The organism is Streptomyces sp. NPDC028331, from assembly GCF_055565775.1.
Genome location: NZ_JBVHTR010000012.1, coordinates 142,517 through 163,189, shown reverse-complemented (window position 1 = coordinate 163,189; position 20,673 = coordinate 142,517). Strand labels below are relative to the sequence as shown.

At 71.3% G+C, this 20,673-nt stretch carries 21 protein-coding genes; 13 read left to right on the top strand and 8 right to left on the bottom strand.

Going from position 1 to position 20,673, the window contains the following annotated elements; all coding sequences use genetic code 11:
* Positions 1-43: 43 nt before the first annotated feature.
* Positions 44-2,071 carry an NACHT domain-containing protein gene (locus ACZ4SW_RS19670; RefSeq protein ID WP_468244754.1) on the bottom strand — a complete coding sequence of 676 codons (2,028 nt, stop codon included), beginning with the start codon at positions 2,069-2,071 and terminating at the stop codon, positions 44-46.
* Between the two features lie 305 nt (positions 2,072-2,376).
* Positions 2,377-3,261 carry a LysR family transcriptional regulator gene (locus ACZ4SW_RS19665; RefSeq protein WP_468244752.1) on the bottom strand — a complete coding sequence of 295 codons (885 nt, stop codon included), beginning with the start codon at positions 3,259-3,261 and terminating at the stop codon, positions 2,377-2,379.
* Between the two features lie 120 nt (positions 3,262-3,381).
* Here ACZ4SW_RS19665 and ACZ4SW_RS19660 point away from each other — a divergent pair, with 120 nt between their 5' ends.
* The 7 genes from ACZ4SW_RS19660 (at position 3,382) to ACZ4SW_RS19630 (ending at position 10,936) form a co-directional block, all read left to right on the top strand.
* Positions 3,382-4,053: a succinate dehydrogenase gene (locus tag ACZ4SW_RS19660; protein WP_468244983.1), complete on the top strand. Its 672-nt coding sequence runs from the start codon at positions 3,382-3,384 to the stop codon at positions 4,051-4,053.
* Between the two features lies 1 nt (position 4,054).
* On the top strand, positions 4,055-6,004 hold the full coding sequence (locus ACZ4SW_RS19655; protein WP_468244750.1) for a fumarate reductase/succinate dehydrogenase flavoprotein subunit: 1,950 nt from the start codon (positions 4,055-4,057) through the stop codon (positions 6,002-6,004).
* On the top strand, positions 6,001-6,750 hold the full coding sequence (locus tag ACZ4SW_RS19650; RefSeq protein WP_468244747.1) for a succinate dehydrogenase/fumarate reductase iron-sulfur subunit: 750 nt from the start codon (positions 6,001-6,003) through the stop codon (positions 6,748-6,750). Before ACZ4SW_RS19655 ends, ACZ4SW_RS19650 begins: the two co-directional genes overlap by 4 nt.
* 258 nt (positions 6,751-7,008) lie before the next feature.
* Complete coding sequence (locus ACZ4SW_RS19645) at positions 7,009-7,779, top strand: GNAT family N-acetyltransferase (protein WP_468244745.1); 771 nt, start codon at positions 7,009-7,011, stop codon at positions 7,777-7,779.
* A gap of 218 nt (positions 7,780-7,997) precedes the next feature.
* A complete protein-coding gene (locus ACZ4SW_RS19640) occupies positions 7,998-8,777 on the top strand; it encodes a lysophospholipid acyltransferase family protein (protein ID WP_468244978.1) in 780 nt (259 codons plus the stop codon).
* A gap of 49 nt (positions 8,778-8,826) precedes the next feature.
* A complete protein-coding gene (locus tag ACZ4SW_RS19635) occupies positions 8,827-10,326 on the top strand; it encodes a metallophosphoesterase family protein (RefSeq protein WP_468244743.1) in 1,500 nt (499 codons plus the stop codon).
* A gap of 136 nt (positions 10,327-10,462) precedes the next feature.
* On the top strand, positions 10,463-10,936 hold the full coding sequence (locus tag ACZ4SW_RS19630; RefSeq protein WP_468244740.1) for a nuclear transport factor 2 family protein: 474 nt from the start codon (positions 10,463-10,465) through the stop codon (positions 10,934-10,936).
* 189 nt (positions 10,937-11,125) lie between these two features.
* Here ACZ4SW_RS19630 and ACZ4SW_RS19625 read toward each other — a convergent pair whose 3' ends face one another.
* Positions 11,126-11,827 (bottom strand): HdeD family acid-resistance protein, encoded by a 702-nt coding sequence (locus ACZ4SW_RS19625; protein ID WP_468244738.1) that lies wholly within the window; start codon positions 11,825-11,827, stop codon positions 11,126-11,128.
* Positions 11,828-12,015: 188 nt separating this feature from the next.
* On the opposite strand from ACZ4SW_RS19625, the gene ACZ4SW_RS19620 reads away from it, so the two are divergent.
* Positions 12,016-12,657: a DUF1707 SHOCT-like domain-containing protein gene (locus ACZ4SW_RS19620; RefSeq protein ID WP_468244736.1), complete on the top strand. Its 642-nt coding sequence runs from the start codon at positions 12,016-12,018 to the stop codon at positions 12,655-12,657.
* Between the two features lie 16 nt (positions 12,658-12,673).
* Here ACZ4SW_RS19620 and ACZ4SW_RS19615 read toward each other — a convergent pair whose 3' ends face one another.
* Positions 12,674-14,629: an APC family permease gene (locus ACZ4SW_RS19615; protein ID WP_468244734.1), complete on the bottom strand. Its 1,956-nt coding sequence runs from the start codon at positions 14,627-14,629 to the stop codon at positions 12,674-12,676.
* 536 nt (positions 14,630-15,165) lie between these two features.
* Between ACZ4SW_RS19615 and ACZ4SW_RS19610 the strand changes: the two genes are divergently transcribed.
* Positions 15,166-15,570 (top strand): luciferase domain-containing protein, encoded by a 405-nt coding sequence (locus ACZ4SW_RS19610; RefSeq protein ID WP_468244732.1) that lies wholly within the window; start codon positions 15,166-15,168, stop codon positions 15,568-15,570.
* Between the two features lie 25 nt (positions 15,571-15,595).
* Here the strand turns inward: ACZ4SW_RS19610 and ACZ4SW_RS19605 are convergent, their stop codons facing one another.
* Positions 15,596-16,078 carry an inorganic diphosphatase gene (locus ACZ4SW_RS19605; protein ID WP_468244730.1) on the bottom strand — a complete coding sequence of 161 codons (483 nt, stop codon included), beginning with the start codon at positions 16,076-16,078 and terminating at the stop codon, positions 15,596-15,598.
* 200 nt (positions 16,079-16,278) lie between these two features.
* Between ACZ4SW_RS19605 and ACZ4SW_RS19600 the strand changes: the two genes are divergently transcribed.
* Together ACZ4SW_RS19600 and ACZ4SW_RS19595 are read left to right on the top strand one after the other, a co-directional pair.
* Positions 16,279-16,800, top strand: a complete 522-nt coding sequence (locus ACZ4SW_RS19600; RefSeq protein WP_468244727.1) for a TIGR03668 family PPOX class F420-dependent oxidoreductase — start codon at positions 16,279-16,281, stop codon at positions 16,798-16,800.
* Positions 16,781-17,206 (top strand): CBS domain-containing protein, encoded by a 426-nt coding sequence (locus ACZ4SW_RS19595; RefSeq protein WP_468244725.1) that lies wholly within the window; start codon positions 16,781-16,783, stop codon positions 17,204-17,206. The genes ACZ4SW_RS19600 and ACZ4SW_RS19595 overlap by 20 nt, the downstream gene beginning before the upstream one ends.
* A 10-nt stretch (positions 17,207-17,216) precedes the next feature.
* Here the strand turns inward: ACZ4SW_RS19595 and ACZ4SW_RS19590 are convergent, their stop codons facing one another.
* Entirely contained in the window at positions 17,217-17,504 is a 288-nt protein-coding gene (locus ACZ4SW_RS19590) for a hypothetical protein (protein ID WP_468244722.1), read from the bottom strand.
* 151 nt (positions 17,505-17,655) lie between these two features.
* The gene (locus tag ACZ4SW_RS19585) at positions 17,656-18,855 is read right to left on the bottom strand and encodes a hypothetical protein (RefSeq protein WP_468244719.1); all 1,200 of its coding nucleotides are present in this window, start codon (positions 18,853-18,855) and stop codon (positions 17,656-17,658) included.
* Between the two features lie 355 nt (positions 18,856-19,210).
* On the opposite strand from ACZ4SW_RS19585, the gene ACZ4SW_RS19580 reads away from it, so the two are divergent.
* Together ACZ4SW_RS19580 and ACZ4SW_RS19575 are read left to right on the top strand one after the other, a co-directional pair.
* Positions 19,211-19,843 (top strand): helix-turn-helix transcriptional regulator, encoded by a 633-nt coding sequence (locus tag ACZ4SW_RS19580; protein WP_468244974.1) that lies wholly within the window; start codon positions 19,211-19,213, stop codon positions 19,841-19,843.
* A gap of 10 nt (positions 19,844-19,853) precedes the next feature.
* Positions 19,854-20,342 (top strand): phosphatase domain-containing protein, encoded by a 489-nt coding sequence (locus ACZ4SW_RS19575; RefSeq protein ID WP_468244716.1) that lies wholly within the window; start codon positions 19,854-19,856, stop codon positions 20,340-20,342.
* Positions 20,343-20,439: 97 nt separating this feature from the next.
* On the opposite strand, the gene ACZ4SW_RS19570 is transcribed toward ACZ4SW_RS19575, so the two are convergent.
* A complete protein-coding gene (locus ACZ4SW_RS19570; protein WP_468244713.1) occupies positions 20,440-20,655 on the bottom strand; it encodes a dodecin in 216 nt (71 codons plus the stop codon).
* Positions 20,656-20,673: the final 18 nt, after the last annotated feature.

The following is a 20,673-nucleotide window of genomic DNA, read 5'->3' as shown; positions in this document are numbered from 1 at the left end:
CACGAGCCATGAGCAGGGCGGTGATCGGAGCTCTGGCGGTGCCTCAGTAGATGCCGGGCGGTGGTGCCGGGCGGGTGGCGAGGTGGTCCTGGAGCTCTCGTTGGCGGAACTGATACGCGATGCCCGCCGTGCGCAGCAGGCCCAGTCGGTGGCACTGCGCGAGGAAGGCGGCCGGCCTCCATGGCAGGACTCCGCGCGTGGAGAGGACGAAAGCGGCATAGCGCAGCGCCGCTGCTCCGGGGCCGCCGAAAAGCGCGAAGCCGATGGACAGCGAGAGCCCTTCGGATGCCCCGACCCACAGTCCGACAGCGAGGCCGCCGTGCGTTCCCCATGCCACACCGCTCGACAGTCCCTCCACGAGGCTGCAAGCGCACCCTGTCAGAGCGAAGGCCACCGCGTCATCGCGCAACGGCATATGGGGCAGTGTGGGCGCTCGGTGGGGCGCGCCCCCGAAGACGGTTGCACACGCGACAAGGATGAAGGCGACGTTGAGGAATCCCAGCGCGACGGCCCAAGGACCGCCCACCGCGTGCCGGACAGCGTATCCCACCGTGATTCCCACAACGAGGGCCAGAACGTAAGCAGGCCAGAGCGTTCTGTGCCGCAGCCGCCGGAGTTCGACTCTTCGAGGCTGCGGCCAGAAGAAGAACGCGGCTCTGGTCACTGCGGCAATGCTGAGCACGGAGACAACGGCGAGGGCGGTCCGGGTGTGGTGTGCCAGGTCGCCCTCCCACATGATCGTGAGCCAACCCGGCTGCAAGAGCGAGAGGACCATGACGGCGTTGACCGTCAACACCCGGACGGGTGCGCCCAGGGGCCAGAGCTCGTGCAGGACGATGTCGGTGCCGGACAGCCGCCGTCCCGCCACCTGAACCGGCTCTGGAGATGCGCAGACGTTGAGGCAACGGGCGAGAGCCGCCAGGTAGCGCCACGTCTTTTCCGGATCCAGCCGCTTGCCGCGTCGGCGGAAGGCCGAATGGCCGGATGAGCCGTCGTCGGACTCGTAGTCGTCGTACCGACTGGCGTTCACCGCGGCTTTGACGTACCGGTCCAGCAGGTGGCGGTAGAGGTCTCCGCGGCGGGCCAGGTTCACGAGGTCGGCCGGGTCGCGCAGGAAGCCCCCTTGTTCAGCCGGCTCCTCGTACACCACTGCGGCCAGGGTCAGTCTCCAGGGACTGCCGAGTTTGCCCGCCAGCACCGACCGTGCCTGCGGCTGCCCCGGCGGTGGGGTGATGTCGTCGAGGACGGGTTGCCAGCGGGCCAGGCTCACCGGCGAGGACCCCACCCGCAGACGAAGGTAGTCGAGTATCTGGTCCGGGGTCACCGGTTCGATCTGTACGCGCGCCGACATCTGCAGCGCTTTCCCCATGCTCAGCAGTGCATCGTAGGTGTCGTGGCGGCAGGTCACCACCACGTGGGCCTTCTGTCCCGCCCTTTCGTGCCGTTCGAGAGCCTCGAGGAGCTGGGCGGCCCGGGTCGTGGCGGCGCCGGTGTCCATCTCGTCCAGTCCGTCGATGACCGGAAGAACCAGGTTGCCGTCGACCAGACGACGGGCCTCGTTCGAGGTGAGGCGGTAGGTGCTGACCAGATGGGCGCGCAACCAGTCGCGCAGAGGTGTCCCCGGCCAGGCTCCGGCGGCAAGGCGGACCGGGACCGGTTCCTTCTCGCCCCTGTCTCGCGCCAGATCGAGCATCAGCTTGATGGCCAGCACGGTCTTGCCTGCACCGGCGTCCGTCGGCCCGTTGCCTCTTCCGCGTCTTCCCTCGCGGGCGGGCGCTCCTGTGATGACCAGCCGCCGAGGCCGCAGGGACGAGTAGTAGTCCGCGACAGCCTTCAGCGTCCCCTCGTCCGCCGCACCTTCCACACCATGGGTGTCGACCAGGCTGAAGGCCAGGTTGATAGGACCGTTCAGCGCCTGCCTGTCACCGCCGAGCAACTGCTTGAACTGCGCTGTCTCGGCCTTCAGCACCTCGTTGGCCAGCTTGGCCGCCAACTCGCCGTCCGGTTGGGCGGGCCACAGGCCCCACACCGCGAGCACCGCGCCCACCACGCTGGGCAGCACGGACAGCACCCCGGCGGTGTCCCCGAAGGACAGGTCCCCGCGCCACAGGGCGTCCACAGTCCAGGCCAGAGAGGCCACGGACACCAGAGTGCCGATGACCCCGACGGCGCGACGTGCGCCTCGTCCCCTCATATGCATGCGCCGCATCATGGCCCGGGGAGCGTCCCCGTGTCGGCTGTGTTACCGAATCACTGCATACGGTGACGTGTGCACCTCACAGGGGCGACTCGCGGCAGGGGCCGGAGCCCGCCCGGCAGCTCGCTGGAGACCGCGGATCGGGGGGCAGGCAACAAGAACCGTGATGGGCCACAACCTCACCGCTCCAGCAACATCCGCTGCAACTCACTCGCGGCCCGCGGCGGAGCCACATCGCTGCGGTGGGCCAGGGCGATCGTCCGGTACAGTCCGGGCCGGGCCAGCGGGGTCACCCGCAGCCCGCGCCCGGAACGGGTCGCGACCATCCGCGGGACCACGGCGACGCCCAGCCCCGCCCGCACGAAACCCAGCACCGCGTCCATCTCGCCGCCCTCCACGGCGAAGTCCGGTTCGAACCCCTCGGCGCGACACGCGGCCACGGTCAGTTCCCTGAGGTCGTAGCCGTGGCGGAACATCACCAGCCGCTCGCCTTCCAGGTCCGCGATCCGCACCGTACGGCGCCCGCCGCCGGGCCGTGGCGCGTCCGGCGACGACACCACGACCAGGTCCTCGCGCAGCAGCTCCACCGTCGTCAGGGCGGGGGAGGGGGTGGGCAGCGGCAGCACGACCAGCGCGAGGTCCAGGGCGCCGCGCGCCAGTTCCCGTACGAGGTCGTGGGAGCCGCCCTCCTCGATCAGCAGCCGGATGCCGGGATAGCGGTCGTGGAAGGCGCGCAGCACATCAGGCAGCAGGCCGGTGCACAGGCTCGGGGTGGCGCCCAGGCGGATCCGGCCGCTGCGCAGTTGCACCAGCTCCTGCACCTCGTGCCGGGCCGTGTCCGCGTCGGCCAGGATCCGGCGGGCCAGCGGCAGCAGTGCCTCCCCGGCGTCGGTGAGCGTGATGTTGCCGCGCGCCCGCAGGAACAGATCCGCCCCCAGCTCCCGCTCCAGCGCCCTGATCTGCTGCGACAGCGAGGGCTGGGCGACATGGACCGTCTCGGCTGCCCGGGTGAAGTGCCGGGTCTCGGCGACCGCCACGAAGTACTGGAGCTGGTGGAACTGCACCCCTCCATCATAGGGTCTGCCTATCGAAACGAGCCGGACCATGTCTTGGACCGATCGGGACCTTCGGCCCTAGCGTGCTGTGCCATGGCACTGGCAACGCGGACGGACCGACGGCCGTCCATGGCACGCACCGTGTGGGACTCCACCGTCGGCAAGAAGACCGTGATGGCGGTCAGCGGGCTGATCATGCTGCTGTACCTGGTCGCCCACATGATCGGAAACCTGAAGATCTACTTCGGGGCGGGCGAGTTCAACCACTACGCCCACTGGCTGCGCACCGTCGGCGAGCCCTTCATGCACTACGAGTGGACGCTCTGGCTCATCCGGATCGTCCTGATCCTGGCCGTCGTCGCCCACGCCGTCTCCGCCTACCAGCTCAGCCGCCGTGACATCAACGCGCGCCCGAGCAAGTACGTGCACTCCAGGCCCCGGGCGAGCTACGCCACCCGCACCATGCGCTGGGGCGGGATCATCCTCGGCCTGTTCATCGTCTGGCACATCCTGGACCTGACCACGGGCACCGTGCACCCGGGCGGCTTCCAGCCCGGACACCCGTACCAGAACGTCGTCGGCGACTTCTCCCACTGGTACAGCAACGTCATCTACATCGTCGCGATGCTGGCGCTCGGCCTGCACATCCGGCACGGCTTCTGGAGCGCCGCCCAGACCCTCGGCGTCGGCAGCCGGAGGCGCGACCGCGCTCTGAAGACCATCGCCAACGTCCTCGCGCTGCTGCTCACGGCCGGTTTCATCGCCGTCCCCGTGGGTGTCATGACCGGAGTGGTGAGCTGACATGACCGACTACGTGAACTACACATCCGGCGGCCCGGTCGTCGACGGCAAGGCCCCCTCCGGCCCCATCCACGAGCGCTGGGACAAGCGCCGCTTCGAGGCCAAGCTGGTCAACCCCGCCAACCGCCGCAAGCACACGATCATCGTCGTCGGCACCGGCCTCGCAGGCGGCTCCGCGGGCGCCACCCTCGCCGAACAGGGCTACCACGTCGTCCAGTTCTGCTACCAGGACTCCCCGCGCCGCGCCCACTCCATCGCCGCGCAAGGCGGCATCAACGCGGCGAAGAACTACCGTAACGACGGCGACTCGATCCACCGGCTGTTCTACGACACCGTCAAGGGCGGCGACTTCCGCGCCCGCGAGTCCAACGTGCACCGGCTCGCGCAGATCTCGGTCGAGATCATCGACCAGTGCGTCGCGCAGGGCGTCCCCTTCGCCCGCGAGTACGGCGGCCTGCTCGACACCCGCTCCTTCGGCGGCGTCCAGGTCTCCCGCACCTTCTACGCCCGAGGCCAGACCGGCCAGCAGCTCCTCCTCGGCGCCTACCAGGCGCTGTCCCGGCAGATCGCCGCCGGCAACGTGGAGATGCACCCGCGCACCGAGATGCTGGACCTGATCGTCATCGACGGCCGGGCCCGCGGCATCGTCGCCCGCGACCTGATCACCGGCAGGATCGACACGTACTTCGCGGACGCCGTCGTCCTCGCCTCCGGCGGCTACGGCAACGTCTTCTACCTGTCGACCAACGCCATGAACTCCAACGCGACCGCCATCTGGCGGGCGCACCGGCGCGGCGCCTACTTCGCCAACCCCTGCTTCACCCAGATCCACCCGACCTGCATCCCGCGCACCGGCGACCACCAGTCCAAGCTGACGCTGATGAGCGAGTCGCTGCGCAACGACGGCCGGATCTGGGTCCCCAGGGCGAAGGGCGACAACCGCCCGCCGAACGAGATCCCCGAGGACGAGCGCGACTACTACCTAGAGCGCATCTACCCCTCCTTCGGCAACCTCGTCCCCCGCGACATCGCCTCCCGCGCCGCGAAGAACGTCTGCGACGAGGGCCGCGGGGTCGGCCCCGGCGGCCAGGGCGTCTACCTCGACTTCGCGGACGCCATCAGGCGGATGGGCCGCAAGAAGGTCGAGGAGAAGTACGGCAACCTCTTCGAGATGTACGAGCGGATCACCGCGGAGAACCCGTACGAGGTGCCGATGCGGATCTACCCCGCCGTGCACTACACGATGGGCGGCCTGTGGGTCGACTACGACCTGCAGACCACGATCCCGGGCCTGTTCGCGATCGGCGAGGCCAACTTCTCCGACCACGGCGCCAACCGCCTCGGCGCCTCCGCGCTGATGCAGGGCCTGGCCGACGGCTACTTCGTCCTCCCGGCCACCATCAACGACTACCTGGCCCGCAACCCGCACCAGGATCCGGTCACCGCCGACCACCCGGTCGTCCAGGAGGTCCTGGCCGAGACGGAGGACCGGCTGAACCTGCTGCTGTCCGTCGACGGGGACCGCACGCCGGACTCCTTCCACCGCGAACTCGGCGAGCTGATGTGGGAGTTCTGCGGCATGGCCCGCAGCGACTCCGGGCTGCGCAAGGCCCTGGAGCGCATCCCGCAGATCCGCGAGGAGTTCTGGCGGCGGATCAAGGTGCCCGGCACCGGCGAGGAACTCAACCAGTCGCTGGAGAAGGCCAACCGCATCGTCGACTACCTGGAGCTCGCCGAGCTGATGTGCCTCGACGCGCTGCACCGCAGCGAGTCCTGCGGCGGCCACTTCCGCGAGGAGTCCCAGACCCCGGACGGCGAGGCCGCCCGCAAGGACGACGAGTTCTCCTACGCCGCCGCCTGGGAGTTCACGGGTACGGGCCAGGCCCCGACCCTCCACAAGGAAGACCTGGTCTTCGAGTACGTCCACCCCACCCAGCGGAGCTACGCATGAAGCTCACCCTGCGCGTCTGGCGGCAGAAGAACGCCGACGCCGACGGCGCCATGTCCACCTACGAGGTGGACGGCATCTCGCCCGACATGTCCTTCCTGGAGATGCTGGACGTACTCAACGAACAGCTCATCCTCTCCGGCGAGGAACCCGTCGCCTTCGACCACGACTGCCGCGAGGGCATCTGCGGCGCGTGCAGCCTGGTCATCAACGGTGACGCGCACGGCCCCGAGCGCACCACCACCTGCCAGTTGCACATGCGGTCCTTCCGGGACGGCGACACCATCGACATCGAACCCTGGCGGGCCGCCGCGTTCCCCGTGGTGAAGGACCTGGTCGTGGACCGCTCGGCCTTCGACCGGATCATCCAGGCGGGCGGCTACATCACCGCCCCGACCGGCTCGGCGCCCGAGGCGCACGCCACCCCGGTGCCGAAGGCGGACGCCGACTACGCCTTCGAACACGCCGAGTGCATCGGCTGCGGCGCCTGCGTGGCCGCCTGCCCCAACGGCGCGGCGATGCTGTTCACCTCGGCCAAGATCAACCACCTCAACGTCCTGCCGCAGGGCGCGCCCGAGCGCGAGACGCGCGTCCTCGACATGGTGGCGCAGATGGACGACGAGGGCTTCGGCGGCTGCACCCTCACCGGCGAGTGCGCCACCGCGTGCCCCAAGGGCATCCCCCTGACGTCCATCACGAACATGAACAGGGAGTGGCTGAGGGCGACCCGCAAGGCGGCCAGGCGGTAGCCCTCGCACGAGACGTTCGCCGGCAGGGTGCGGACGGGCGGGACCGGGTGTGGTGCTCATCCCCGGTCCCGCCAGGCACCCCAGCCCCCCGGGCCCCGCGCCCGGCGCCACCGGCCCGCGCCGTTCAACAGCTCCACATCCGCTCTCCTGGCACAGGTCACGCGCAGGCCAACCGGCATCGGAAGAACAGGAGCGCGCGGACCGCACCGACACGGTCCGCGCCGCACCGCCGAACCGGCCCGTGACCAGGAGAGAGCCATGACCGGCGTTTCCGCCCTCGCCAGCCCCCCACCACCGCTGGCTCCCACCCGCTACACCGTCACTCTCGCCCGTGACGAGGCCGACGTGCGGGCCGCTCAGCGGCTGCGCCACGACGTCTTCGCCGGGGAGATGGGCGCCCTACTGTCCAGCCCTCAGCCCGGACTGGACATCGACGCCTTCGACGCGTACTGCGACCACCTGCTCGTGCGGGACACGGTGACCGGCCAGGTCGTGGGCACCTACCGGCTGCTTCCGCCCGAGCGGGCCGCGATCGCCGGGCGGCTGTACTCCGAGGGCGAGTTCGACCTCGGCCCGCTCGCGCAGCTCCGCTCCGGACTCGTCGAGGTGGGCCGCTCCTGCGTCCACCCCGACCACCGCGACGGTACGGTCATCGGGCTGATCTGGGCCGGCATAGCCCGCTACATGGTGGACGGCGGCCACGAGTGGCTGGCCGGCTGCTGCTCCCTGCCGCTCGCCGACGGCGGTGCCCTCGCCGCGGCCACCTGGGAGCGGGTGCGCACCAAGTACCTGGCGCCCGAGGAGTACCGCGTACGGCCGCTGCTGCCCTGGCGCCCCGAGACACCGGCCCAGGACGGGCACACCGAGCTGCCCCCGCTGCTGCGCGGCTACCTCCGCCTGGGCGCCTGGGTCTGCGGGGAGCCCGCGCACGACCCCGACTTCGGGGTCGCCGACCTGTACGTGCTGCTGTCGATGCGCCGGGTCAACGCGCGCTATCTGCGGCACTTCCTCTCGCTCGTCCCGGCGTGATGAACACGCCGCGGACCGGAGCGACGAACGTGTCCCGTCCCGGCCCGGCCCTGCGACCGCGCCGTGGCACCCCGATCCTGGCGAGCCCGGGCGTGAGCACGGCGGCGCTCCCCGCCCCGGCCGCCGTACCCACGCCGCGGCGCGCCGCCGCCCCGCACCCGGCCTCCGCCCCGGCGAGCCCCTGGCAGCCCAGCGCCCCGTGCACGCCGCACTCCTGCGTGGACGCCGTGGCGTCGGCGGCCGCCGTACCGCTCGCCGTGCTGCGGTTCGTGACGGTGCTGACGCTGCTGGTCGCCGGGTTCGCCCTCTTCCCGGTCGTCCGCAGACTCCCCGTCGCACCGCGCGAGCGGATCGTCAGGACCTGGAGCCGTACGGTCGTACGCGCCACGGGCGTCCGCGTACGGATCACCGGATCCGCCCCGCCGCACGGCGGTCTGCTGATGGTCGCCAACCACATCTCCTGGCTGGACATCCCGCTGCTCGCCGCCGTCCGGCCCGGCCGGATGCTCGCCAAGTCCGACATCCGGCACTGGCCGGTGGCCGGGGCGCTGACCGCGCTGAGCGGCGCCCTGTTCATCGACCGCGACCGGCTGCGCGCGCTGCCGGACACTGTCGCCAGGATCGCGGAGGGTCTGCGCGGCGGTTCGGCGGTCGTGGTCTTCCCCGAGGGCAGCACCTGGTGCGGCCGGGCCCAGGGCCGCTTCCGGCGCGCCGTGTTCCAGGCGGCGCTGGACGCGGGCGCGCCCGTCCAGCCCGTACGGCTCCACTACCGGCACGACGGCGGCCCGGCCAGCACCGCGCCCGCGTTCGTGGGCAGCGACTCCCTGCTGACCTCCGTGTGGCGGGTCCTCACGGCACGCGGGCTGGTCGCCGAGGTCCGGGTCATGCCGGTGATGGCGCCGGGCGGCGCACCGGACCGCCGCACCCTCGCCCTGGCCGCCCAGCGAGCCGTCGAGTCCGTGGAGACCGCGCATCCGGATCCGTACGCGCGCTTGTGACCTACCGGCCCGGCTCCGGTGCGCCGTAGATCATTGCTACGGTGCACCGGTGTCCGAATCCTCACGCGATACCGCCGAGGGCGCCGGCTGGGGCGCCGTCGAGCGCGGCAGCTACCGCGCCCTGATGCCGGGTCAGGTCGAGAAGCTCTCCTGGCTCAACCCCAAAACCCTCTGGGCGGCCCGCAACGGCGTGCTGGCCTCCTGGTTCGGGGACCCGACCGGTGGGACCCGGAGCCGCTGGGTGGCGCAGCGGGAAGCGGCGGGCGCACCCGCGGACAAGGTGATCCGGCGCGACGACCCGGACCGCTTCTCCTTCATGCTCCTCGGGGACACCGGCGAGGGGGACGAGCCGCAATACGCCGTCGTACCCGGCTTTCTGAAGGTGAGTCAGGGCACCGCCTTCGCCGTCATAGCCAGCGACGTGATCTACCCGGTCGGCGCGACCGCCGACTACGGGACCAAGTTCTTCCGCCCGTACCGGGACTACCGGGCACCCATCTACGCGATACCCGGCAACCACGACTGGTACGAGGACCTGAACGGGTTCATGCGCGTCTTCTGCGACGCCTCTGCGCTCACCCCCCGGCCCGCGCCGCGGCCACCGACCCGCGCCTGGCTGCGCTCCCTGCTGTGGCACAGGCCCGGTGCGCAGAACGCGCAGCTCCTCGCCGAGGCACGCGCGTTGCGCTCCGCACCCGACCAGCAGGCCGTGCAGCCCGGCCCGTACTGGGCCATCGACGCCGGGCCCGTCCGCATCGTCGGCATCGACACCGGCCTGCTCGGCACCCTCGACGCGGAACAGGGCCGCTGGCTGCGGGAGGTCTCCCGAGGCCCCCGCCCCAAGATCCTCGTGACCGGCTCGCCGCTGTACGTGGACGGCGAGCACCACCCCTGCCCCATCGACGGCGGCGGCACGGTCGATGACATCGTCCGCGACCCGGACCACCACTACGTCGCGGCGATCGGCGGAGACATCCACAACTACCAGCGCTACCCGGTGCGGGTGGACGACCGCACGATCCAGTACGTGGTCTCCGGGGGCGGCGGCGCCTTCATGCACGCCACCCACACCATCCCGCGCGTGTCCGTCGCGAACGTCACGGAGCAGGACTTCCGCTGCTACCCGCTGCGCGGCGACTCCCTGGCCTTCTACAGCAGGCTCTACGGACGCCGGCTGCGACTGCGCCGCTTCTTCACCCTCACCGAGGCCGAGGCGACCGCCGTCGTCGCCGAGCGCCTCGGCATCCCCCCGACCCGCGCCCCGGGCACACCCGTCCGGATCAGCCGGCGCGTCCGCCTGGTCGCCGGTCTGCTGGGCGCCGGAGGCCGCCCCGACCGGACCTCACGGTTCCGGCTGCCCGTGCGGAAGATCTACACCCAGCTCTTCTCGCCGGGTTCGGCCACCTACAGCCCGCCGTTCTTCAAGAGCTTCCTGCGCCTGGACGTCGCCCCGGAGGAGATCCGGCTGCGCTGCTTCGCGGCGACCGGCAACCTGCGCGAGGAACTGGACCCGCCCATCGAGGACGAGGTGACCATTCCCCTGGTGTGAGGCGGTCGGGCGGGGTGTTCCGCGCGCCGCCGGACCGCCACGGCTGCGGTGGGACCAGTGGTCTCGTACCGTGGTCGCCCGGGTGGGGAACGGCCGTTCTCCACCCACGCGGAGGCGATACCTACGCGGAGGCGACATGACGCACCCACCCCGCCCACCCCTCCCGCCGTTCACCCACGGCACCGCCACGGAAAAGGTGCGGCTCGCGGAGGACGCCTGGAACACCCGCGACCCGGAGAAGGTCGCACTGGCGTACACGGTGGACTCCCGCTGGCGCAACCGAGCGGAGTTCGTCACCGGACGCGACGAGATCGTCGCCTTCCTCACCCGCAAGTGGCGCCGCGAGCTGGACTACCGGCTCATCAAGGAGCTCTGGGCCGTCGACGGCAACCGCATCGCGGTGCGGTTCGCGTACGAGTGCCACGACGACTCGGGCAACTGGTTCCGCTCCTACGGCAACGAGAACTGGGAGTTCGACGAGGACGGCCTGATGCGCCGGCGTCTGGCGTCCATCAACGACCTCCCCATCGAGGAGGCCGAGCGGCTGTTCCACTGGCCGCTGGGGCGCAGGCCCGACGACCACCCCGGGCTGAGCGACCTGGGCCTGTGAGCTCGCTCATGCCCTGGACCGTGCGAGTCGGCCGCCCCGCCGCCCGACTCGCTCGCACGGCGTCATGGGCAGGGCCCGGGCCGCGGGCCCGGGCCCTGCCGCTGCTCGGTGCCCCCTCTCCGTCGAGCGGATCCGCGCACCGGCCCTTCTGCGCCGCTCGCCGCCGCCCGGTCGATCCGGCTCGGGCGGTCAGTGCTGGGCGTGCGGACGGGCGTGGAAGAGGGGGCGCCGCTGGGTGGTCGTGCCCGCAGCGAGCTGGCCGATCTCGACGCGTGTCCTGATGGCGCGGATCGCCTCGGTGAGGCCCAGGACGATGGCCATGACGCCCACGACCAGGGTGAGTGTCGCGATCGAGGCGAACGGCATGATGATCATCACGATGCCCGCCAGGGAACCGATGATGCCGAAGGCCACGTGCCAGCCGCGGGCCGGCATGTCCTGGGCGGAGGCCGCGGCGGCCGTCTCCGTGGTGCCGCGCAGCAGCCAGCTGAAGCCGATCCACAGGGCGAGCAGCAGGATCGACTCCAGGGGGCCCCGGAAGGAGATCAGCCCCAGCAGGATGGAGCCCGCGCCCGTGACGAAGTGCAGTACGCGAAGGTGCCGGGCCACGTGACTGCCGAAGGCGGCGGCGAGCTGGAAGACACCGGTGACCAGCAGGTAGACGCCGAAGAGCACGCCGATGACGCGCAGGGTCGCGCCCGGCCAGACCAAGGCGATGACGCCCAGGGCGATGGTGGCGAGGCCCATGGTGAGGAGGAGCTGCCAGCCCATGTTCGCCAGGGCAGCCATGCCTTCGGCCAGGGGGCCCTCTTGCGTTTGCGGTGTGTGTTGCGTTCGAGGTTCGGTGCCGCGTGAGGGAACGGGTCCCGGGGCATCGGAAGGAGATGTCATGACGCCTGCCTCCTTCTGGGGCGTGGTCACGTCAGTACACGTCCATCGTCACCCGATCGGCCTCATGCCGCGCGGTGGAGCGGATGCGGCCGTGGCCCGCGACCCCTGTCCCCGCATCGGGCTTGGCACCGAGGTATGACGCGATATAACGTGAGTCCTGGGTCTTCGACTGGATCGGGGTGAAGGAAATGCCGGGAGAACTCGCGCACGCGGAACTCGCACACGCTGAGCTTCTGGACGCGGGCGTGGCGCCGGCGCTGCTGCGGGCCTCGCACGCGGACCGCGAGCAGGTCGTCGACGTGCTGCGCATCGCCGCGGGGGACGGCCGGCTCACCGCGGAGGAGCTGGACGACCGCCTGGAAGCCGCGCTCTGCGCCCGCACCATGGGGGAACTGGCCGTCCTCACGGCGGACCTGCCGGCCGGGGCGGAGGCCATGGGGCGGACGCTGCCCGAGGTGAAGGACGTCGTACGGATCGACCAGCAGGGCAGTTCCACCCGGCGCGAGGGACCCTGGATCGTTCCCCGGCGAATGGAGATCCGCTCGTCCTGGGGCGAGGTGACGCTCGACCTCGCCGAGGCCGTGATCACTCACGACACCCTGCGCATCGAGCTGGACCTGCGCGGTGCGGCCCTGACCCTGAGGACCCGGCCCGGCATCGTGGTGGACGCCGACGCGCTCACGGAGAGCTACGCCAAGATCAGGGTGCGCCGGTCGGGCGGCGAAGCTCCCGTGGCCCTGCGCGTCGAACTCGTCGGCCACATCAGGTACAGCCAGGTCACGGTGCGCCCCCGGCGGCGCGCGCTCTGGCGGCCCCGGCCCTCGGCCTGACGGCCGCGCATCCCGCTCAGCCGACGTGCACGCGTGGCCGGCGCGCGCGGTCCGGTTCCGCTTCGCGCAGGACCTCGCGGGTGACCGGTGCCACCTCGCCCTGGCCGAAGAGGAAGAAGCGCAGGAAGTTGGCGAACGGGCCGCCCTCGGTCCACTCGAAGTAGATGTGCGGGATGCAGCCGGTCCGGTCACGCACATGCAGCAGCAGGGCCGCCAGGGCGTTGGGGATCGAGGACGACTCCAGCGTCAGGACCCGGTAGCGGCCGTGCAGCACCTCGCCGCGCACGTTCAGTCCCGCCTCGAACTCCGAGGGGTCGCCGACCGTCACCTCCACGAAGACGAAGTCCTCCTGGGCCGTCACGTCGTTGTCCGCCCGGATCTGCTCGATCTTCTCGCGGTACTCCGCGACGTCGCGCCGGTCCGGCTCATTGGCGATGAAGCGGATACGGCGGCTCGCGATATCCCTGACGAAACGTTCCGCCATGGCGTCGAGCGTCACGCTGGTCACCCGGAGCTCGAAGGCACGAGCGAGCCGCGACAGCAGCGAGACGAGGATGATCCCGGCGATGAAGCAGGCGCCGATCTTCACACCGTCCGGCCGCTCGATGACGTTGACGACGGTGACGTAGAGCAGGACCGCCGAGACGACCGCGAAACCGATGGTCCAGCCCCGCTGGCGGGCCTTGCGCGCGGCGATGGTCACCGCGATGGCCGCCGACGACATCAGCACCAGGACGCCGGTGGCGTAGGCGCCGCCCTGGGCGTCGACGTCGGCGTCGAAGATCCAGGTGACCAGGAAGGCGATCAGCGTGAAGACGATGACCATGGGGCGCACCGCACGGGCCCAGTGCGGGGCCATGCCGTAACGGGGCAGGTAGCGGGGCATCAGGTTGAGCAGCCCGGCCATGGCGGAGGCGCCCGCGAACCACAGGATCGCGATCGTCGAGACGTCGTAGAGGGTGCCGAAACCGCCGCCCAGGTACTGGTGCGCGAGATACGCCAGCGCCCGGCCGTTGGCCTTGCCGCCGGGCTGGAACTCCTTCGCCGGGATGAGCACCGTGGTGATGAAGCTGGTGGCGATCAGGAAGACGCTCATGATCAGGGCCGCGGCCGTGAGCAGCTTCTTGGTGTCGCGAATCCGGCCGGTGGGCTTCTCCTCGGTGTCGCCGGGGTCGCCCTGGACGTGCGGCATGACGGCCACGCCGGTCTCGAAGCCGGACAGGCCGAGCGCCAGCTTCGGGAAGACGATCAACGACACGCCGATCATGGCGAGGACGTTGCCGTGCTGCGCGGTCAGGGCGTTGCTCCAGTCGGTGACCACATGCCCGGCGGTGAGCACGTGCCACAGGCCCACGGCCACCACGACGGCGTTCAGGCCCAGATACGTCACCACCAGGGCGACCGCGACGCCGATCGCCTCCAGGAAGCCCTTGAGGAACACCGCGCCCAGCAGCGCCACCAGGAACAGGGTGATCAGCATCTCCTTGCCGTGCAGCAGACCCGTCAGATGCGGGTTCTCCACCAGGTGGGTGGACGCGTCGGCGGCGGAAAGGGTGATGGTGATCAGGAAGTCGGTGGCGGCGAAGCCGAGCAGGGTGAGGACGAACAGCTTGCCCTGCCAGAAGGAGAGCAGGCGTTCCAGCATGGCGATGGAGCCTTCGCCGTGCGGGCTCTCCTCGGCGACGCGGCGGTAGACGGGCAGGGCGCCGGCCAGGGTGACGGCGACGAGGACGACGGTGGCGACGGGGGAGAGCAGTCCGGCGGCGAGGGCGGCGATACCGGGCTGGTAGCCGAGGGTGGAGAAGTAGTCGACACCGGTCAGGCACATCACCCGCCACCAGCGCTGGCCCTTGTGCGGGGACTCGGGCTGGGCGTGCGGACCCTGCACACCGCCCTTGCCCATGTCGGACAGCCCCTGCAGCATCCACTCCCGCAATCGACTCGCAGGTGGTTGTTCGGTGGTCGCGGCCATGGACGTGCTCTCCTGATGTGCGGCTTGCGCCTGATGTGCGACTTGGCGCGGGAATCGCCCTCACGCGGACGGCCGCACCAGCGTAAGCAGAGAGTGACGCGAGGGCCCACGGATCGCGGGCCTGGAGGCGTCAAGCTTCCGTTAAGAACGGCAGGCGGGCGGCCGACCGCCCTCAAGGCCGCCCGGAAGAACCCAGGACGCGTCGAGGCCGACGGGGACGGCAGGGGCCCGGCCACCCCGGACCGGACACCCGCACCTCTCCGGGCCGGGGCGCGTACCCGCCGGCGACCTCGGGCCGCGCCCGCCTTCCGTACGGCCGACGCCGGACACTCCCCGAGCCGGGAGAACCGGGCATCGACGCGCCCCTGACGGTCGCCGGGACTCTTTGCGCCGTCCGCACCCGCAGGGATACCCGTCCAGGCGGGGCGGGCCGCGGGCACCCCTCGTCGCGGACGCCGCATCTGCCCGACCTCACGGCCCGGTTACAGAACCGTCAACCTCTGGTGGCGGCGGAGTGAGGGGACGACGATGGGCGCATGACTCTGGCCCAGCGCGCCCTGGAGCGGCTCGACGCCTGGCCCGACCTCACGGTGGGGCCGGCCAGTTGCGGCACCGGGCGGGCGCTCAGCACCCCGCACAGCGAGATCGTCCACTTCCACGGCGACCGCGAGGCGGACCTGCACCTGACCGCCGTGGCCATCCGGCGTTTCTCCGGCGACCTTGCGGAGTCGACCGCCATCCGCATGCTGCCCGGCTCGCGGTGGGTGACCGTGCGTCTGGACTGCGACACCGACGTCGACCTGCTGCTGAGCCTGGTGAGCGTGGCGCTGCACGCCCACCAGGCCTCCCGCCCACCGGCCACCCACCCGCCCGCGGCCTGCAACCTGCACCGCGTCATGCTGCTGCCCCGCGACCAGGACCCGAGCGGGTTCAGCCGCTGACAGCCCCCACATCCGTGCGGTGGCGTCAGCCCTCCGAGGCGCGCCTGCGGGAGGCCTCGATCTCCGCGTACGCCTCCTCCCGCCCCTCCCAGTGGGACCCCTCGACCGACTTGCCGGGCTCCAGGTCCTTGTACACCTCGAAGAAGTGGGTGATCTCCAGCCGGTCGAAGGAGGGCACGTCACCGATGTCCTGGACCCCCGCGTAGCGCGGATCGTGCGCCGGGACGCACAGGATCTTGTCGTCGGGGCCCTTCTCGTCCTTCATGACGAACATGCCGACGGCCCGGCACTCGATCGCGCAGCCGGGGAAGGTGGGTTCGCCGACGATGACGAGGGCGTCGAGCGGGTCGCCGTCCCGGCCGAGCGTGTGGTCGATGTAGCCGTAGTCGGCCGGGTACTGGGTGGAGGTGAACAGCATCCGGTCCAGGCGGATCCGGTGCTGTGCGTGGTCCATCTCGTACTTGTTGCGCGACCCCTGCGGGATCTCCACGATCACGTCGAATTCCACGACGGCCTCCTTGCCTGGTCGGTCGGCAGGCCGGGGCGGGCCGGGCTTCCAGTGTGCCCCGGCGCCTCGCCCGACGGCATCCCGGGGCCGACCGTGTGAGAGCGCCCGACACCGGGTACCCGCCAGCGCCGGAAGGAGTACCCGCCGACGTGCCGGAGCTGTCCCGCGGCGGTGTCACGCAACCCTGAGGAGGAGCGCGAGTGCCGCGGATCGCTGAGGGTGAGGCACGGCGACGGTTCGCCGAGGCCCGGGTCGCGCGGCTGGCGACCGTGGACCCCGGGGGGCGGCCCCACCTCGTACCGGTCGTGTTCGCCGTGCGCGACGACGGCGGGATCGTCATGGCCGTCGACCGCAAGCCCAAGACCTCCCGGCAGTTGAAGCGGCTGCACAACATCGCCGTCCACCCGGCCGTGAGCCTGCTGGCCGACGCGTACGACGAGGACTGGGAGCGGCTGTGGTGGGTACGGGCCGACGGAGGCGCCCGAGCCGTTCCGCCGGACGCGCCCGCGGCGGACGACCGCGGCGAGTACGAGGCCGCCGTCGCCCTGCTGGCGCGGAAGTACCCCCAGTACCGGGACAGCCCACCGGACGGGCCGGTGATCGTGGTGACCGTCCACCGTTGGAGCGGCTGGCACGCCGGCCCGGAGTCCGACGCGGCCGGACGGGAGCCGCACCCCGACACGACGAACCAGGAGGTTCCCCATGACCAGGCAGGTACGTGACGTGATGTCCCGCGGCACGGTCGCCGTCGAGCCGATGACCTCCGTCGCCCGGGCGGCCCGCCTCATGCGCGACGAGAACGTCGGCGACGTGCTGGTGGCGTACGACAGCGACCTCTTCGGGATGCTCACCGACCGCGACATCGTGGTCCGCACCATCGCCGAGAACCGAGACCCGAACACCACGACGGCGGGTTCGGTGTGCAGCCGTCCCCCCGTGGTGACGCTGGCCCCCGACGACAGCACCGAGCACGCGGCCGCCTTGATGCGCCGCCATGCGGTGCGCAGGCTCCCCGTCGTGGAGAAGGGCGGCTGCCCGGTCGGCATCGTCAGCCTGGGCGACCTCGCCGCGGCCGACGACCCGCGTTCGGTTCTGGCGGACGTCAGCAACGCCCGGCCCAACCGCTGAGGGTGCCCCGTCAGGGCCGGGTACCGGGTTCCCCCAGATCGTCGGCCACGGTGGTCCGGCGGGCCCGGCGCGGGCCTCGCGGCCGGTGTGTCGTCGCGGTCACCGCCGTGGCCAGGCCCAGCGCGAAGATCAGGGCCAGGGCCAGACCGGCGCAGAAGATGGCGAGGGGGTTCATGGTGGCGACGTTCTGACCGAGCATCGACACGCTGTAGTGCGGGCCGCCGCCCAGATTGTCGGCGATCACCAGTCCGGTGAAGGCGGCGGTGGCCGCGAGGAGAAGCAAGCCGAGGAAGCGCATCCGAGTCATCTCCCCAGAGAGTCGTGACACCCTGCGGGTACCCGCCTCGCCAAGGGCCAGACAGCGGCGACACCACTCCCGGGGCACCCGCGCCGCACTGCGCGACCGGCACCGCGCCCCCTGAACGCCCGCAGGCCCTGAACCGGCTTGCTCACAGCGGAGTGCGGCTGGCCGTCACCAGGTACGTCCCGTAGAGCACCGACAGCAGGACGAGCGCGGTGCCGAGCAGAAAGGCCTGTTTCGGCCGCACCCGCCAGGTCCGTACGAGCCCCCGCGCGAGGGGGATCAGCAGCGGGAACGCGGGCAGCAGGAAACGCGGCTTCGACGCGTAGGGACCGGAGCCGCCGACGGTGATCAGGAGCAGTATCCCGGCGTAGATGATCAGCGCCAGCGGCGCCCGGTCGACGCACAGCAGGCAGAACAGCAGGATGGCGGCCGCGACGATCACCAGGGCCAGGGGGTAGACGACCCGGCCGCCGTGCACCAGCAGCCCCTTGAGGAAGTGCAGGGAGCCCGCACCGAAGTCGAAGCGGGAGTCCCAGGCGCGCTGCACCGTGAAGTAGCCGCCGAACAGATCACCCATATGGGCGCCCACCCACAGCACGAAACTCACCCAGCCGAGAGGCGCGATGGCGGCGCCGAACCACAGCCGGAGCGGGACCCGGCCGCGCCGCCTGACGATCTCGTGCACGGCGACGACGACCACCGCGGCGGCCACGGAGAAGCCCGTGGGGCGGGACAGGCCCGCGAACGCGGCCAGCACCCCGGCCCACAGCCAGCGCCCCGTCAGCACGGCGTACAGAGCCCAGACGGCGAGCGCGGTCAGCAGGGACTCGGTGTACGCGATGTCGAGGACGACGGATTGCGGCATCGAGGCCCACACCCCGACGAGGACGGTGGCGACCGCCCGTCCGTACAGGCGGTGGCCGATCACGTAGATGCCGTACGCGGCCACCGCCGCGGCGCCCCAGGCGACCAGCAGGGCGGCGGCGCCCGGAGTGACCGGCACAACGGTGTACACGGCGCGGATGAGTCCCGGGTACAGCGGGAAGAACGCCCAGTCCCGCTGGACGGCACCGTTGTGCAGGACGTGGACGTAGGTGCCGTAGCCGTGCTGTGCGATGTGCAGGTACCAACTGCTGTCCCAGGAGTGGGCCAGACCCTTGAACACCGGGTGACCGGCGAGGCGGTTCGCCACGGCGATGGCGACCAGACCGGCGATGCGGATCGTGGCGAACAGGGCGAGGGCCGACGCGGCGCCGGGCAGAAGTCGGTTGTCGAAGGGAAGGCGGATGCGACGGGCACCGCCCCCGGTGCGCAGGGAGGCGGGAGCGGGTGAGAGTGCACTCACCCTTTGACCCTGCGGTACCGGCGCACGGTCCGCAACGTGAAGTTTGGCCATGGTTGGGTCATATACCACTGCTGTACGAGAATCTGGCGTGACCGAGTCCTGAAGCAGGTGAGTTGTCCTACGCCCGAAGAGACGAGGACCTGCGGTGGGCGGTTGCCTCGCGGTCGGAACTTCTCACTCTTCCGCGTGACAACTGGCACCGGCGCGGCCCCTGACAGTTGACTGGAGGTGAACCGCCCTTGTGCCCGACGGAAGGAGGAGCCGCGTGGATTTCCGCCCGCAGCGGATACCCCTGCCGCCCACCAGATCCCCGGCGCCGGACAGCCGCGCGGCGGTCTTCTGACGCAACCGTGCGCTGGGTCTCTTCGACCGGCTCCCGCTGCCCACGGCGTACTGCACGACCGACGGCACCATCCTGCGGGTCAACGCGGCGATGGCGGGGGAGTGGGGCACACTCGCCGGCCCCCTGCGCGGGCGCAGCATCCTCGACCTGTTCCACCCGGAGACCAGGAACGAGCTGCGCGCCGTCACCGAGGCGATCCGGCTGCACCGCAGGTCCCGTTACACCATCGCGGTCGGCTGGACCACCGCGGCCGGCGTCGAGCGCCGTGGCGAGATGACCGTCGACCTGGTCGGCGAGGCGTCCACCGACACCCCGGACCTGCTGACGATGCTCCGCATCCGCGAGGACGTCCCCGCACCGGTGGAGGAGGCGGGCGCCCCGCCGGTCAAGGCGGACGAGATCGATGCCCGGATCCTCGCGCTGGCCGCGGCCGGTTCCACGACCGGTCGGATCGCCTCCGCCGTGGGGCTGACGGTGGACGGCGTCAACTACCACTTCAAGCAGCTCTCCCGCCGCTGGGGTGTGACCGGCAAGGCGGCCCTGGTGGCTCGCGCCTACGTGGAGGGCGTCCTCGCGCCCGGCGTGTGGCCGCCGGCCCCCGCGCGCCCGGAGGGCCGAGGGCCCCGGCGGGGCGCCTCTGCCTAGAGTGGGGTGCGTGACCCACGACAGCAGGCCCGTCGCCGTCTTCGACCTGGACAACACCCTCGCCGACACGGCGCACCGGCAGCGCTTCCTGGAGACGAGACCGCGTGACTGGGACGCCTTCTTCGCGGCCGCGCCGCAGGACCCACCGCTGGCCGAGGGGATCGCGCTCGCGCTGAGGACCGCCGAGGAGTGCGAACTAGTCTATCTGACCGGGCGGCCCGCGCGCTGCCGGCGCGACACCCTCGACTGGCTCGCCGCCCACGGACTGCCCGAAGGGCGCCTGTACATGCGGTCGAACGGTGACCGCAGGCCCGCCCGCGTGACCAAGCTGGAGCTGCTGCGCGAACTCGCACGCGGCCGGGAGGTCCGCGTTCTCGTCGACGACGACGAACTGGTCTGCCAGGAGGCCGAACGGGCGGGTTTCACCGTCGTCCGTGCCCGCTGGGCGTCCTCCTCCGAGGCCCTGAAGGACGCCCAGGAGCGGGAGGGGCGGACCTGAGGGGACCGCCCCTCCACGGCTCGGGCGACCCGAGAGGGCCTGCCCTGCGCGGACCTGAGAGGACCGCTCCCGCGGGGCCTTGAGGACCGGCCGTGCGCTACTCGCCGTCCTCCAGCCGGAAGCCCAGCTTCAGGCCGACCTGGTAGTGCTCGATCCGCCCGTTCTCGATCCGTCCCCTGATCTGCGTCACCTCGAACCAGTCCAGGTGGCGCAGGGTCTGCGAGGCACGTTCGATCCCGTTGCGGACGGCCTGGTCGATGCCCTCGGGCGAGCTGCCGACGATCTCGGTGACCCGGTAGATGTGGTCGGTCATGCGGGTGCTCCTCTCCAT

What these genes read in the sequence shown, in the direction of transcription:
- ACZ4SW_RS19660 (WP_468244983.1), top strand. Translation starts at nt 3,382, where the DNA reads ATGGCACGCACCGTGTGGGACTCCACCGTCGGCAAGAAGACCGTGATG.
- ACZ4SW_RS19655 (WP_468244750.1), top strand. Translation starts at nt 4,055, where the DNA reads ATGACCGACTACGTGAACTACACATCCGGCGGCCCGGTCGTCGACGGC.
- ACZ4SW_RS19650 (WP_468244747.1), top strand. Translation starts at nt 6,001, where the DNA reads ATGAAGCTCACCCTGCGCGTCTGGCGGCAGAAGAACGCCGACGCCGAC.
- ACZ4SW_RS19645 (WP_468244745.1), top strand. Translation starts at nt 7,009, where the DNA reads ATGACCGGCGTTTCCGCCCTCGCCAGCCCCCCACCACCGCTGGCTCCC.
- ACZ4SW_RS19630 (WP_468244740.1), top strand. Translation starts at nt 10,463, where the DNA reads ATGACGCACCCACCCCGCCCACCCCTCCCGCCGTTCACCCACGGCACC.
- ACZ4SW_RS19625 (WP_468244738.1), bottom strand. Translation starts at nt 11,827, where the DNA reads ATGACATCTCCTTCCGATGCCCCGGGACCCGTTCCCTCACGCGGCACC.
- ACZ4SW_RS19620 (WP_468244736.1), top strand. Translation starts at nt 12,016, where the DNA reads ATGCCGGGAGAACTCGCGCACGCGGAACTCGCACACGCTGAGCTTCTG.
- ACZ4SW_RS19615 (WP_468244734.1), bottom strand. Translation starts at nt 14,629, where the DNA reads ATGGCCGCGACCACCGAACAACCACCTGCGAGTCGATTGCGGGAGTGG.
- ACZ4SW_RS19610 (WP_468244732.1), top strand. Translation starts at nt 15,166, where the DNA reads ATGACTCTGGCCCAGCGCGCCCTGGAGCGGCTCGACGCCTGGCCCGAC.
- ACZ4SW_RS19595 (WP_468244725.1), top strand. Translation starts at nt 16,781, where the DNA reads ATGACCAGGCAGGTACGTGACGTGATGTCCCGCGGCACGGTCGCCGTC.
- ACZ4SW_RS19590 (WP_468244722.1), bottom strand. Translation starts at nt 17,504, where the DNA reads ATGCGCTTCCTCGGCTTGCTTCTCCTCGCGGCCACCGCCGCCTTCACC.
- ACZ4SW_RS19570 (WP_468244713.1), bottom strand. Translation starts at nt 20,655, where the DNA reads ATGACCGACCACATCTACCGGGTCACCGAGATCGTCGGCAGCTCGCCC.